Annotated in this window: 11 protein-coding genes; 9 read left to right on the top strand and 2 right to left on the bottom strand. The window is 56.1% G+C overall.

From position 1 onward, the window contains the following. The first annotated feature begins 1 nt into the window (after position 1). The 6 genes from P0119_02245 (at position 2) to P0119_02220 (ending at position 6,483) form a co-directional block, all read left to right on the top strand. The gene (locus tag P0119_02245) at positions 2–1,237 is read left to right on the top strand and encodes a baseplate J/gp47 family protein (GenBank protein MDF0664876.1); all 1,236 of its coding nucleotides are present in this window, start codon (positions 2–4) and stop codon (positions 1,235–1,237) included. Between the two features lie 8 nt (positions 1,238–1,245). Next, positions 1,246–1,932, top strand: a complete 687-nt coding sequence (locus P0119_02240) for a phage tail protein (protein ID MDF0664875.1) — start codon at positions 1,246–1,248, stop codon at positions 1,930–1,932. Positions 1,933–1,934: 2 nt separating this feature from the next. After that, positions 1,935–3,539 (top strand): hypothetical protein, encoded by a 1,605-nt coding sequence (locus tag P0119_02235; protein ID MDF0664874.1) that lies wholly within the window; start codon positions 1,935–1,937, stop codon positions 3,537–3,539. Positions 3,540–3,588: 49 nt separating this feature from the next. Beyond that, positions 3,589–4,158 (top strand): hypothetical protein, encoded by a 570-nt coding sequence (locus tag P0119_02230; GenBank protein ID MDF0664873.1) that lies wholly within the window; start codon positions 3,589–3,591, stop codon positions 4,156–4,158. A gap of 53 nt (positions 4,159–4,211) precedes the next feature. Continuing rightward, positions 4,212–4,430, top strand: a complete 219-nt coding sequence (locus P0119_02225; protein MDF0664872.1) for a hypothetical protein — start codon at positions 4,212–4,214, stop codon at positions 4,428–4,430. A gap of 73 nt (positions 4,431–4,503) precedes the next feature. Beyond that, positions 4,504–6,483, top strand: coding sequence for a DUF4157 domain-containing protein (locus P0119_02220; GenBank protein MDF0664871.1), 1,980 nt, complete (start codon positions 4,504–4,506; stop codon positions 6,481–6,483). Positions 6,484–6,750: 267 nt separating this feature from the next. Here P0119_02220 and P0119_02215 read toward each other — a convergent pair whose 3' ends face one another. Further along, entirely contained in the window at positions 6,751–7,032 is a 282-nt protein-coding gene (locus tag P0119_02215; GenBank protein MDF0664870.1) for a type II toxin-antitoxin system RelE/ParE family toxin, read from the bottom strand. Beyond that, positions 7,025–7,267, bottom strand: coding sequence for a YlcI/YnfO family protein (locus P0119_02210; GenBank protein ID MDF0664869.1), 243 nt, complete (start codon positions 7,265–7,267; stop codon positions 7,025–7,027). The genes P0119_02215 and P0119_02210 overlap by 8 nt, the downstream gene beginning before the upstream one ends. Positions 7,268–7,546: 279 nt before the next feature. On the opposite strand from P0119_02210, the gene P0119_02205 reads away from it, so the two are divergent. From P0119_02205 to P0119_02195, 3 genes are all read left to right on the top strand, one after another. Then, positions 7,547–10,120 carry an ATP-binding protein gene (locus tag P0119_02205; protein ID MDF0664868.1) on the top strand — a complete coding sequence of 858 codons (2,574 nt, stop codon included), beginning with the start codon at positions 7,547–7,549 and terminating at the stop codon, positions 10,118–10,120. A 114-nt stretch (positions 10,121–10,234) separates the two neighbouring features. Then, on the top strand, positions 10,235–12,724 hold the full coding sequence (locus P0119_02200) for a PAS domain S-box protein (protein ID MDF0664867.1): 2,490 nt from the start codon (positions 10,235–10,237) through the stop codon (positions 12,722–12,724). Next, positions 12,714–13,355 carry a response regulator transcription factor gene (locus P0119_02195; protein MDF0664866.1) on the top strand — a complete coding sequence of 214 codons (642 nt, stop codon included), beginning with the start codon at positions 12,714–12,716 and terminating at the stop codon, positions 13,353–13,355. The genes P0119_02200 and P0119_02195 overlap by 11 nt, the downstream gene beginning before the upstream one ends. Positions 13,356–13,439: the final 84 nt, after the last annotated feature.

Raw genomic sequence — 13,439 nt, 5'->3', positions numbered from 1 at the left:
CATGCCGATACAACTCCCCAATCTCGATGACCGAACGTACAGCGAGCTGGTTGAAGAAGCGCGCAGGTTGATTCCGACATACGCGCCGGAATGGACCAATCATAATCCGTCTGATCCCGGCATCACGTTGATCGAGCTGTTCGCGTCCATTACCGAGATGCTGATGTATCGGGTGAACCGCGTGACAGATGCCAATAGGTTGGCCTTCTTGAAGTTGCTGAACGGTCCAAGCTGGGAGGCGCCGGACCAGACGGATCCGCTCTTCAAAACGAAGATGGCCGATGCAGTCCGAGAGACGGTGTCGGCCTTTCGTGAGTCCAATCGCGCCGTGACGCGCGAGGATTTTGAGCGATCGGCATTGAAGGCAGATGCCACGATTGCGCGAACGCGATGTCTGCCTCGGCGCAATCTGGAATCGGGCAATGCTCGTGCCGGTGAGATCGATGAGCCGGGTCATGTCAGCGTCGTGATCGTTCCGGCCGGTCAGGGAAACACCCCACAGCCGACGCGCGAGTTGATGCAGAAGGTGGCGGCCGACCTGGAGCCACGCCGATTATTGACGACCCGCGTTCATGTCGTTGGACCGACCTATGTGACGATTCGTGTGCGGCTGACCGCGGTGCTTACGCCGGATGCGATCGAAGATCGTTTTCGATTCAGCCTTCCATCCGCCGTTCAAGCGGATTTGGATGGCCGAACCCTGTCCGGTGAGTTGCGGAGCCGTTTCGAGGCGGTGGGGATGACGTTATCCCCACAGACAACCATCTCGGTCCAAACGGCGCAGAGCCGGTGGCTGATCACGGACGGCATGACCTTGCGATCCTACACAGTCAGAAAAGAGGTGGAGGCAAGTCGACAACAGCTCAATGTCTACGAAGATGTCGGACGGGACCAGGTCGTCAAGAGTCTCAGGCAGTTTATGCATCCTTTGTCCGGAGGTCGTGATGGACAGGGGTGGCCGTTCGGTCGAAACGTCTATGTTTCCGACATCTACGCGTTGCTCGACACGTTGCCGGGTATCGATGTCGTGACCAAAACCGTCGATCCCAATACAAAGAACGCGCTCGACGAATTCATCGTCGGTGTCGGTGATAGGGACAGGTTGCAATACAATGAAACCGGGGATTTGAGTGCCGTCGAAATTCGCTCTCACGAATTGGTCAATGCCGATGTGGTGCCGGACGATATTACGTTGGTTCTTCCGAAAGGAGCAGAGCCGGTAACGACGCATGAGTAAGGAGGGTCATGGCCACGCAGACCACACAGTCGGCAAGCAGCCTCGTGCAGTCTCTGCCGGCGATCTACCAGGAAGATCCCTATCTCGGCCAATGGTTGCTTGCCGTTGAGAAAATTCTGCTTGGTCGGCAAGACGGCGTAAAGTTTCCGGAAACGGGGGTTCCGTTTCCAGCTCAAGGGATAGAAGAAAACATTGCAGGAGTCGCGAAATATTTCGATCCCTATCAGACACCGGAAGAATTCTTATCATGGCTGGCAAGCTGGACGGCCTTTAGCCTACGTGCCGATGTCGGTGTGATCGAGCAACGCGAGTTTATCGCCAGGATTGCGCAGTTGTACCGGTGGCGAGGAACCAAGAAGAATTTACAGGATCTCCTGTCGATTTTTACCGTCAGTGTTCCGACCGTGGTTGAAGAGGAGGACGAAGGCGTACAAATCGGGGTTCGATCGACCATCGGTAAGGATATGTATTTGGGCGGCGAAAAGCCTCATTTTTTTCGGGTCAAGATTTCGTTGCCGCGGGTGTCGCCGACGGTACAAGAGCGGCAAATGGAGATTGCCCGCGCACTGATCGATCTGGAGAAGCCGGCGCACACGTTTTACGAACTCATCCCGATGTTCCCAAGCATGCAAATCGGACGGCACTCTACGGTCGGCGTTGATACTCTGTTAGGGACGGCTCAAGGGGAGGATTGACTATGGCGGATGTCAAGCGGCTGAATTATTTTACTTCGCAGTTTCTTGTCGAGAAGGATTTTACGGATGAGCAGGGGTATCTCATGAATATGCGGCGACGGCATAATCAGTTGCTGCACACCTGGGGGATCGCGGACGGAGGACTTCAGGTGACCAAGTCCGCCGACAAGATCATCGGCATCAGTTCAGGAATGGCGGTCGATAAAGACGGGCGGGAGCTTGTGCTCTTGGATGCCCGATCAGAAGACCTTACAAAGTTCGGATCGAATGCGGATGTGTATATTACGGCCAAATATGAAGAGGTCTTCGACCCGGGAGACCATTACACGGTAGGTGGAATCGATAACTATACGCGTACGACGGAACGCCCCCTGGTGGAAGCAGGAACAACAGTCCCGGTGAACGACGGCTCCGTCATTGTGCTCGCGAAGGTGAAGTTGGACGGCGGTGGAACCATCAGCACTGTCGACAGCACCGTTCGAAAAATTGCCGGCAGCGCTATCGATCCGACGGTCAACCTTGCGGCAAACAGTTTGAGCGTCACGGGAAATGCGACGGTGGGCGGCAACATCGGCATTGGAACGACAAGCCCGAGCCATAAGTTTCACGTGGTTGCAGCGGACGCGGTCGGTTTGTTCGAGTCATCGGGTGGGCAAGCCTACTTACGGCTTTCGACGAACGAAGGGTTGGGGAATAGAGTGGAGATTACCAATCGTCCAGGAGGACGATTGAGTTTGTGGACGGCCGGAGGAGGCGATGTCTTTAATATCACCAAAGACGGCAAGGTCGGCATCGGAACGGTCGCACCTCAGGGAAAGTTAGAGGTTGTTGGCGATATTCGAGCCGGCAATTCAGATCTGTATTTTACGAAAGTCGACCATCAGCATACGGGATTTGGGAATACTCTTGGCTATGCCGCAATCGAAAATGATGGCACTCAGTACGGTGCGTTGATGATCCTTGGAAGAACGGTTAAGACGACAAGTACAACCTTACGCGTGGTGAAGTTGTATGATTACTTGCAAATCAACGGTGACCTGGAAGTAACCGCAAACATCGGAACGCATGGGTTTTCTGCTAAACCCAAGACAGCGGGCTGGGCCGGTGGCGTTCACACATGGGATGTCGAGGCGGAGGGGACGATTTGGGCTCGAAATGGGTCCCAAAGTGGTCCACGAGACTTGGCCGAAAATTATTACTCCGATGTGACGCTTGATCCAGGGGACGTGGCCTGTCTCGATAGGAAAGAAGATCGAATCGTGAAGTCCGAACGCGCGAATGATGATTTGATCATCGGTGTGATTTCGACATTGCCTGGTTTCTTGTTGGGTGCCGAACATGGCGAGGATGAGAAACGGCACGACGGCAAACGCGCATATCCCGTTGCTCTGAGTGGTCGTGTGCCTTGTAACGTGACGGATGAAAATGGACCGATCAATCGGGGGGATTTATTAACCTCATCATCAACGATTGGACATGCCATGAAAGCGACGCCTCGTGTTGTGGGAGGAGTCGAAATCTTTGCTCCGGGTACGATTATTGGGAAAGCTCTTGAATCACTCCATTCAGGAACAGGCGTGATCGAGGTGTTTGTGACGTTGAGGTGATGCTCGGACTGGACAGCAAGCATCGGCCGAGGAGAAAGGAACGCGACAGATGAACGTCACGCAGTTTCTCAATAACATCGGAGACTCCCTTGAGCCCGGAGATGTTCTGGTGATTGCTGATGAGCAATCATCTAAGCCTTCCGGATCGCCCTCAATCCTTGTCCCGGAAGTTGATCTAACAGACCGCAGCTATGACACGCGTGTGTGCGGGGTCGTGTCGCATGTAAGCGTCCGGCTTACACCATCCGTCTCAGGTCAGGAAGGCCTTGATTCCAAGGGAAAACAGTCTGCAAAAGCCAAAGCAGGAAAGGATGCGGACAAGAATAGGGACACGCGTCACGTACAGTGTACAGCCGAGGAGTTGGCCGATCTCAATCAGCGTAGAATTGATCATGGGAAAATCGGGTTGATGGTGACTCTTGGCGTCTTCGCCGAGTGTAAAGTGGATGCGGATATTGCACCGATCAAAGTCGGCGATCTGCTCACGACCAGCCACACGAAAGGACACGCACAGAAAGTGATCGATCCCAGCAAGGCCGTGGGGGCTATCGTGGGGAAGGCATTGGGCAGCTTAAAAAAAGGGAAAGGTAAGGTTCCCGTGCTGGTGATGTTGCAGTAAGGACGACATCCTGGGGAACGACGGCACTGATGGTTGGAGAAAGGGTCAACACCATGCAACAAGCTGTACAAAGTCGCATCGCATCCTTAAAAAAAGAGCTGGAGGCGGGTCAAGGACGCCTTCAGGAGTTAGAACGACAGCAGATGTATCTGCGGGATACACTGCTGCGCATCAGCGGCGCTATTCAGGTATTGGAGGAAGTGCTGAAGGAGTCATCTGTGGAAGAGAGCAACGGCAACCGTCCACGAGAAGAACCCGTGGTCTCGTCCTAGAATAACGGTATCAGGCACCCTTCGTCACCATGCCTGACACCGATCCGAATCGTTGTCGAGGAGGAACAGATCCATGAAGCAGCACCTCGTAGATAAAGCCGCCACAGTGGAGCCCGGTCGAGCGCGACGGGGGTCAGGACCGGCGCTATCCGAGACACAACCCGGTGCAACGCGCCATCCAATCCTCCAGTTGCAAGGCACCATCGGAAATCAAGCCGTGAATCGGCTCCTGCAATCAGGCAAGCTCCAGACCAAACGCACGTTCAGACGGCCGGGTGACACACCGATGCAACGTCAGGAATCTGACGAAGAAGAACTTCTCCAAGGGAAGTTTCCCTCAGCGCAGCGCAACGATCCGCATGAAGCGCTCCAAAAGCAGCCGGGGGCTCCCTCTGCACCACTGGCTCACCATCCGAACCGAACCGGCCTGCCGGATCATTTGAAAGCCGGTATCGAATCCCTCTCCGACCTGTCGATGGACAATGTCAATGTTCACTACAACTCCTCCCAACCAGCACGGCTCAACGCCTTGGCCTATACGCAGGGCACCGAGATTCACGTCGCGCCAGGGCAGGAGCAACACCTGCCGCACGAAGCCTGGCATGTGGTGCAACAGGCACAGGGGAGAGTCCAGCCGACAATGCAGCTGAAGGACGGCGTACCGGTCAACGATGATCAGGGGCTGGAGCAGGAGGCGGATGTCATGGGGGGGAGAGCGCTGTCTGTTCCCGGTGAAACACAGAGGACGGCAACCAGACAGCCGATCCAGCGGAAGTTTGCAACCCTTGGATCAGCAAACAGCAATGGGCATGTCGTCCAACGACGATTCGGATTTGAGATTGAGGTTCCGATCTTTTTCACATCAGACTATGGTCATCATGATGGTACCCGGCGGGACCCCGGCAAGAAGAAATTTGACTACGGCGGCTTTGAGATCAAGGTGGATCACAACGATGAACTCATACCTCTTGTGAAGTATGCCAACGAGTATCAAAACGGTAACCGGCAGGGTTTCTCGAACGGCCCATCCATCATCGAGATGGTCACGAAGCCAATGGATGAATTCCAATTGAGCGAGGCCGAGGTAGGTGATCGGGCCAATGCCATGGCCCACTGGATTCAAGCTATTTACGGTCAGATAAGGAGGGGTGAGGTAGTTCTCCAGGGAGACTGTTTTGTCGGCAGTGACGCGCCGGCTCGCACCCTACAAAGTACCCGGGGGTATTTCCAGGCCACATATGGTATCAAACTGTCCAAGGTGCCGAAGGTGTTCAAACAAACAGCCGAACGAGGGAAGCAGAACTCCAGTGATGATGCTGGCGTGAAAGCGGCGAACCAGCTCATCAGGGCCGCAAAAGCAGGTGATGAAGTCGTAACTCCATTCAAGAAATTCCCGCTCTATCCAGGAATGACCGTCCAGAAGCTGGCTACCAAGAAAGAACTGGGAATTCTGAAAGGATACACGGTGCTCTTAGCCAACTACCTCTGCGCGGATACCGAGCTTCTTAAAGGCACTGGCCTGGCAAAAAACCAGCTAGGCGATTACTTCTATAAGACCGACCTAGGGGACCTGTCTGAAACCCTGCCGAACAATATCAAGGCGGCTCTCAGGGGTTTCCCTCTAGCCTTAACGTTCTTCACCCAAAAACTCGCCCAGGCTTGTGGCCGGAACGTGAACGACAAGCTGGCGGTCGACCTGACTGTGACGGATTGGGTGCACCGCGTGGTAAACGGTGGAACGGACCTCTTCTTGGAAGGCATGAAGAACCCCGACAGCGCCATCCTCGACTCGGAGGCCGTCGGCCCGACGGTGAGCAAGGAAATGGGCGTCATCATGGAGAACCGTGAGCCGCAGAAACTCGACAAAGGAAGCAAAGCCAAGAGTTCAGCGAGCAAGGCCGAATGGAAGGAGTACCTCAAAACTCCCCACACTACCAAGGACGAGTTGGAATCGTTCCTGAGCACCCAAACCGATCCAAAGAAATACGACCCGATGGAATGGGCCACGATGATGAAACTGGTCTACAACTTTCTGCGAAAGCTCAACGGCTAAGTGGGAGAGTGCTTCATCGAGGAGTGAGGTCACAGGGGAACGCTTACGATCACACTGGGACGAACTTTGATGGTCAACAAAGGGGGTCGGGAGTCTTTATTTGGAGCATGCACCGTGAATTTGCGGTACCTCCAGTCGCTCACACGAGGCCGCACGTGGGTAGCCGGACCTGTTCGCGCCCAAGTCAGGGACATCTGCCGGCAATAAGCGGAGTAACAAAGAAGCCCACAAACAGTTGACAGGTTGTTGTGGGGTGAGGGAATACAGCTATCGATACGCTTCCCTTCGGTGATCAGCCGTAATCATGTAGACGCGTTTCTCCCTCTCATTGATTTCGTAAAAGAATCGCCACGCACCAACGCGGTAACGCCAGGTCGGCGGTTCCCAGTTCTTCAGTCGCTTGATATTGAGGCCGTGATGTGGATCGGCTCTCAGCCGAGGATAGATATAGGTTTCTAGCTTTTCCTGAATCCGTCTCAAACCGGCTCGGTCGAGTTTGGCAAGATCTTCCTTGAACGCAGATGTTTCGAAGATCTGAAACTTACCCAATGACGACGCCTTTTCGGGCTCGCGCGTCTTTTGACCCTTGCCGGAGACGTTTCACCAGGTGTTCATTTGAGAGAATGTCGGCCATTTCCACATCGTCTAGAAATGCAGATTCCTGGATATGCGCCTTCACGGCTGTTTCGACAAAATTGGCGAGCGAGCGGTTTTCTGTCTTCGCCTGTTTGGCAATCGCTGAGTACGTTTTATCATCAATGCGAAGCGTCAACGTCTTGGCCATGCCTTGTTTCCCCAGAGAGATGTTGAGACATTCTCATTTATCCATGCCGAATAATCAAGACTGCATGGGGAAACGCACAAGTCGTGAATGGGGTCAAACCTTGTCCTGTACATTCCCTTGTCCTGTGCATTCCACTGTCCAATGATCTTCCGGGCATTGCCTTTCCCGTCACAATCGATACGTCATTCCACGCCCACTTGGCCCGCTTGCAGCGCATCTTTTAGACCACTACAATACCTCGACCTCACCTCCGACCCATGAGCGAAGGGAGCCGTTGTTATGCCGAAGGCGAGAAAGCCCGATTCTGCTGCAAAGACCCAGAGCGCCCCGAAGAAATCCAGCCCATCACCCTCGCCTACTCCCTCGACGGCTGAAGATTTTGAAAAGCTCGGCGTGTTTTATATGGGGCGACCGTATGATCTGGCCACCAAGCAGGCTAAGCCGGGATGGTTGCTGTATGACTCGAAAGATCTGGTGACGCACGCCGTCTGCGTCGGCATGACCGGTAGCGGCAAGACTGGTCTCTGTCTGGCGCTCCTCGAAGAAGCCGCCATCGACAACATTCCCGCCATCATCATCGATCCGAAGGGCGACCTCGGCAATTTGATGCTGACGTTCCCGTCTCTCAAGGGAGAAGACTTTCAGCCTTGGATCAATGAGGACGATGCGCGCAAGAAAGGCTTGTCCTCGGTTGATTATGCCCAGGCGCAGGCCGAACTGTGGACAAAAGGGTTGGCAAGTTGGCAACAGGACGGCGCGCGGATTCAACGACTACGGGATGCGGCGGATGTTGCGATCTACACGCCGGGAAGCAACGCCGGCATGCCGGTTTCCATCCTCAAATCGTTCGCCGCACCGGCTGCCGATGTGCGTGAAGATGAGGAGTTGCTGCGCGAGCGGATCAGTACGACCGTCACGAGTTTGCTTGTCCTGCTTGGCATCGAGGCCGATCCGATCCAGAGCCGTGAGCACATTCTCCTCTCGACGATCCTCGATCGGACGTGGAAGAAGGAAGAAGATCTCGACCTTGCATCACTGATTCAGGCCATACAATCGCCGCCGCTCTCGAAGGTCGGCGTGATGGATGTGGAGTCCTTCTTTCCGTCGAATGATCGCTTCGCTCTCGCGATGAAACTGAACAATCTGCTCGCTGCTCCAGGATTTCAGGCCTGGATGGAAGGAGAGGCACTCGACATTCAATCCTTGCTCTATACGTCGGCAGGAAAGCCACGTCTCGCGATCTTTTCCATCGCCCATCTCAATGATGCCGAGCGCATGTTCTTCGTGACGCTCTTGCTCAGTCAAATGGTCGGGTGGATGAGGGCACAATCTGGTACGACGAGCCTGCGAGCATTGCTCTACATGGACGAAATCTTCGGCTACTTTCCGCCGGTAGCGAATCCTCCCTCGAAGTTGCCGTTGATGACCTTGCTCAAGCAAGCTCGCGCGTTCGGATTGGGTGTCGTGCTTGCCACGCAAAACCCGGTGGATCTCGACTACAAGGGCTTGGCCAACACCGGCACCTGGTTCATTGGGCGACTGCAGACTGAACGAGATAAGGCCCGTGTTCTGGAAGGTCTGGAAGGAGCTGCGACGGGCGCCGGGCAAAAATTCGACCGAGGCCGTATGGAGCAAATATTGGCTGGGCTCGGCAATCGAATCTTCCTGATGAACAACGTGCATGAGAACGAACCGGTTGTCTTTGAGACGCGCTGGTGTCTTTCCTATCTGCGCGGACCTCTCACTAGGACACAGATCAAAACGTTGATGGAATCCCGCAGGATTGAGCACCGAGGACTGACGACTGAGACTTCTCGCTCAACCCCCAGCCCGCTTGGCCCGCCTCGCAGACCCATCGACGCGGGCCCACTCAGTGAGGCGAGTCCGTCCTCAGCATTGAAGTCCCGCCCCCTGCTCTCGCCGCATGTTGCAGAGCATTTTGTGCCGTTGCGCGGTAGTAAGCCGGAGGGAAGCGAATTGGTCTATGCCCCGATGCTGCTGGGCTGGTCGCACATCCGCTTCTCTGATTCAAAGAGTGGGATCGACAGCACGCAGGACGCGACGATATTGGCAACTATTGCGGATGGTCCCGTAGGAGTTGACTGGGACAAGGCGACAGCGGCGGATGTGGCGGTAGCCGATCTTGAACAGAATCCAGAAGGTGGAGCTCAGTTTCTGACGCTGCCGGCAATCGCCTGCAAGGCCAAGAGCTACGCCGATTGGAACAAGGATTTCGGCGGCTGGCTCTTCCGAACGCAGAAAGTGGAGTTGTTCAGGAGTCCCAGTACGAAGGAAGTATCGAAGCCGGGGGAATCCGAGCGCGATTTCCGCGTACGGTTACAGCAGACCGGACGGGAACAACGCGACAAGGGCGCTGAAGCGCTACGCCAGAAATATGCGTCGAAGATCGCGACGTTTCAGGAACGCATCAGACGGGCGGAACTGACGAAGGAAAGACAGCAGGCCGAATCCCGCTCAAGCCAAGTGCAGGCTGCGATTTCTGTCGGAGCCTCCATCCTCGGGGCGTTTCTCGGACGGAAGACGATCAGTGCCGCGAACATCGGTCGGGCCACGACGGCGATCCGGGGTGCCGGCCGGGTGATGAAAGAGTCTCAGGATGTCGGGGTCGCGGAAGAAAATGTGGCAGCGCTACAAAAACAGTTGGGCGATCTCGAAGCACAATTCAAGACTGAAAGCGATATCCTAACCGCTGCGACCGATCCCGTGAATGAGAAGCTCGAAACGGTTTCAATCAAGCCCACCAAAGCCAACATTGCCGTGAAGTTGGTGACCCTCGCCTGGACCCCGCACTGGCGGGATGCCGAGGGGGTCCTCTCATCAGCCTGGTCCTAGGCCTTAGGGCAATTTCTGCTAAGCACCACTCGTGTTTCCTGGGGCCTTGGGCGTAAAATGGCCCGGCTCGGTCACGTTCTGGTGGTTTTTTGCCATGCTGTTATGGAGCCGGCCATGACCCCACCCTCGAAGAGTGAAGACCCGACTTCCCATCATGTCGTGGCCGCTGTTCTGTCTGCGAGGCCGGAACAACTATTCAACAGCCTCCTCGAACAATCTGCTGTCGCGGTTGCTCTCATCGAGACTGCAACGGGCCGAATTGTCGCAGCCAACCGGCGGTGCGAAGACATTACAGGGTTGCCACAGGCGGATCTGATTGCGACACCTCTCCATGCCATCATCCACCCTCAAGATGTGCCGACGATTCTCCATCAGATGGAGACACTGAAAACCGGGCGGATTCGAACAGTGTCTTTGGAACACCGGTGCTTCAAGCCTGACGGCTCCATTGTATGGGTGGCGCTTTGGCTGTCGTCTCCATGTGACATCGGACAATCGCCGACCGTCTACCTCGCGATCATCGAAGACATCACTGAGCGCAAGCAGATCGAGGAGGCATTACGCTCCAGCGAGCTCAGGTTCCGCGCCTTGAGCGAGGCGACGACGACGGCCATCTTTGTGTATCAACACGACAGGTTTCTCTATGCCAATCCCGCCGCCCTGGCGATTTCCCGATTTACCCTTGAGGAATTGTTGACGATGTCGTTATGGCACATCATTCACCCGGAGTTTCGGGACTGGGCCAGAGCACGACTGGCGGCTGTCGAGCTGGGCGACCAGGATCCCTCACGTCTGGAACTCCCGATCCTTCGTAAAGACGGGGAAACTCGGTGGCTGGATTTCAGCGCGGCGACGATCCTGATCGACGGCCGGCCTGCAAGAATCGGTTCGGCCTACGATATTACGGAACAGAGGCTTGCGGAGGCGCGCGAGCGAGCCAGGCTTGAGCTGGTTATCCGGCTCCAAGAAGGACAGCTGAAGTTGGCTCGGCTTGCGCATGGCGATCTGACGCCGGATCTGCGCACCATCATTAGAATAGCGGCGGAGACCATCGGAGTCGAACGGGTCGGACTCTGGCTCTTCAACGAAGACCGTTCCGCGCTCGTCTGTCGCGAACTCTACCGACGCAGCCTCGGGACATACGAGACCGAACCGGCGTTGGAGGTCTCGCGTTATCCAGCCTATTTCGAGGCGCTTCAGCGAACGTTGAGCGTGGAAGCCACCAGTACGAGCAGCGATGCTGTGACGAAAGAACTCGCCGAACCCTATTTGCGACCGCTCGGCATCGCGTCGATGCTGGATGTGCCGATCAGACGTGCCGGAAAACTGGTCGGAGTGTTGTGCTGCGAGCATGTCGGTGAGCAGCGGGTCTGGTCCGCGGAGGAAACTTCGTTTGTGGCGGCTGTCGCCGACCATGTCGTGCTGAGTTTCGCTGTGGAAGAGCGCAGAAATGCGATGGAGGCACTGCGGGCGAGCGAGGCGCGGTTCGCATTGGCGGCTCAGGGGGCGAACGACGGGCTCTGGGATTGGAACATGGCGACCGGTGAAGTCTATCTCTCGCCGCGCTGGAAGCATCTTCTCGGGTTCGAAGACGAAGAGCTGCCAAACCGCCTCCCGTCTTTTTTTGACCGGCTGCATCCTGACGATCAATCACAGGCGAAGGATGCCCTCCTCGTTCATCTGGAACGGCGGGCTCCGTATGATCTCGAGTTTCGATTGCGATGCAAGGATGGATCGTACCGTTGGTTCCGATCTCGAGGGCAAGCACAGTGGGACGAAAACGGCCGTCCATACCGGATGGCCGGGTCGATTACCGACATCACGGACAGGCGACAGGCCTTCGACGCTCTGAATGACGCCTATCGCTCCCTTCAATCGATGAGCCGCGAGGTGCAGGTGGCCCAGGAGCGGGAACGCACCAGGCTGTCACGGGAGCTGCATGATGAGTTCGGTCAGTCACTCGGCGCGCTCCAGTTCGAGTTGGCCCGCCTGGCTGAGAGCGATTCCGAGAACTCTCCTCCTTCCGAGTCCGTGGGCCGGCTCGCCACGTCGGCCCTGGCAACGGTGAAGCAATTGTTCGTATCGCTACGGGAGATGATCGAAGGCCTGCGGCCCGCACTGTTGGAAGAGTTGGGGCTGGTCGCCGCGATTGAATCGATGGCGGTCAAACTGGGGCAACAGTCGATGCTCAGTTGTCGGGTCCTTGCGGATCCCGAAATGCGCTCGTCCCTTGGTAGCGCGGAACTCGAAGGTGCCCTCTATCGCATCATCCAGGAGTTGCTGACGAACATTGTCCGCCACGCCAAGGCTACATCTGCGACCGTCTCTCTCCGCTGTGTCGAGGGATGGGTGCAGCTCACGGTGCAGGACGACGGCCGAGGGTTTCAGATCGACAAGGCGTTGCGTAAAGGCCATCACGGGCTTCAGGGTATTCGAGAGCGGGCAGAATTGTTGGGAGGGACGGTCGAGGTCCAGTCCGTGCCGTCCAAGGGCTCCTGCGTGACAGTGTCCATTCCGATCGATCCCAAGAATCTGGACAACAGCCGTACACCACCGCCGGTGCCGGCACCGATCGGTAAGGAGGGCCGGCGCGATGAGGCATGAGTATAGGTGTTTGGTCGTCGACGACCATCCGCTCATGCGCCAAGGAGTCAAGGACTTGTTGCTTGGAAAGGGGCTTTGTCATGCCGTCGTAGAAGCAGGTTCTGCCGAAGAGGCGCTGACCGCAGTTCGCCGAGAATCTTGGGATCTGCTGATCCTTGATGTGGCGCTTCCCGACAAACATGGCCTCGAGGTCCTGAAAGAGGTCAAGCTCTTACAACCTTCCCTGCGGGTGATTATGTTGAGCCTGTATCCTGAACGAGAGTTTGCCTTGCGCGCGATCAAAGCCGGCGCGTCCGGCTATCTCACGAAGGATCGACCGCCCTCTGAACTCATGAAAGCGGTTGAGGAAGTCGTCGCTGGACGACGGTACATCACCCCCTCGCTGGCCGACCAGATGGCGGATTTGTTGGATCACAGGCAACCAGAGACGCTGCATGCACGATTGTCCGACCGAGAGATGCAAGTCCTTCGACTTCTGGGACAGGGCAAAGCCGTCTCGATCATTGCCGAGGAATTGGCCCTGAGCGTAAAGACGGTCAGCACCTATCGCGGTAGGTTGTTGGAAAAACTCAAGCTGGCCACTACAGCGGACCTCATAAAGTATGCGATCGAACAGCACCTGACAACTTGACCTGTCCATCAAACCCCTCCCTGATCTGTTGCCCATCGCTTGCGAAAGATCCACGGAGATCGATTCGTAGTCCGGCAATACGGT

Origin of the sequence: Nitrospira sp. (assembly GCA_029194665.1) — a bacterium.
In the GTDB taxonomy this organism is placed as follows: domain Bacteria; phylum Nitrospirota; class Nitrospiria; order Nitrospirales; family Nitrospiraceae; genus Nitrospira_D.
Note: the sequence above shows the minus strand (reverse complement) of the source record. Positions and strands in the feature narration are given on the sequence as shown.

Excerpts from the sequence above, each read along its gene's own strand:
- P0119_02240 (MDF0664875.1), top strand. The coding sequence starts at position 1,246 with ATGGCCACGCAGACCACACAGTCGGCAAGCAGCCTCGTGCAGTCTCTG.
- P0119_02220 (MDF0664871.1), top strand. The coding sequence starts at position 4,504 with ATGAAGCAGCACCTCGTAGATAAAGCCGCCACAGTGGAGCCCGGTCGA.
- P0119_02225 (MDF0664872.1), top strand. The coding sequence starts at position 4,212 with ATGCAACAAGCTGTACAAAGTCGCATCGCATCCTTAAAAAAAGAGCTG.
- P0119_02210 (MDF0664869.1), bottom strand. The coding sequence starts at position 7,267 with ATGGCCAAGACGTTGACGCTTCGCATTGATGATAAAACGTACTCAGCG.
- P0119_02235 (MDF0664874.1), top strand. The coding sequence starts at position 1,935 with ATGGCGGATGTCAAGCGGCTGAATTATTTTACTTCGCAGTTTCTTGTC.
- P0119_02200 (MDF0664867.1), top strand. The coding sequence starts at position 10,235 with ATGACCCCACCCTCGAAGAGTGAAGACCCGACTTCCCATCATGTCGTG.
- P0119_02205 (MDF0664868.1), top strand. The coding sequence starts at position 7,547 with ATGCCGAAGGCGAGAAAGCCCGATTCTGCTGCAAAGACCCAGAGCGCC.
- P0119_02245 (MDF0664876.1), top strand. The coding sequence starts at position 2 with ATGCCGATACAACTCCCCAATCTCGATGACCGAACGTACAGCGAGCTG.
- P0119_02230 (MDF0664873.1), top strand. The coding sequence starts at position 3,589 with ATGAACGTCACGCAGTTTCTCAATAACATCGGAGACTCCCTTGAGCCC.
- P0119_02195 (MDF0664866.1), top strand. The coding sequence starts at position 12,714 with ATGAGGCATGAGTATAGGTGTTTGGTCGTCGACGACCATCCGCTCATG.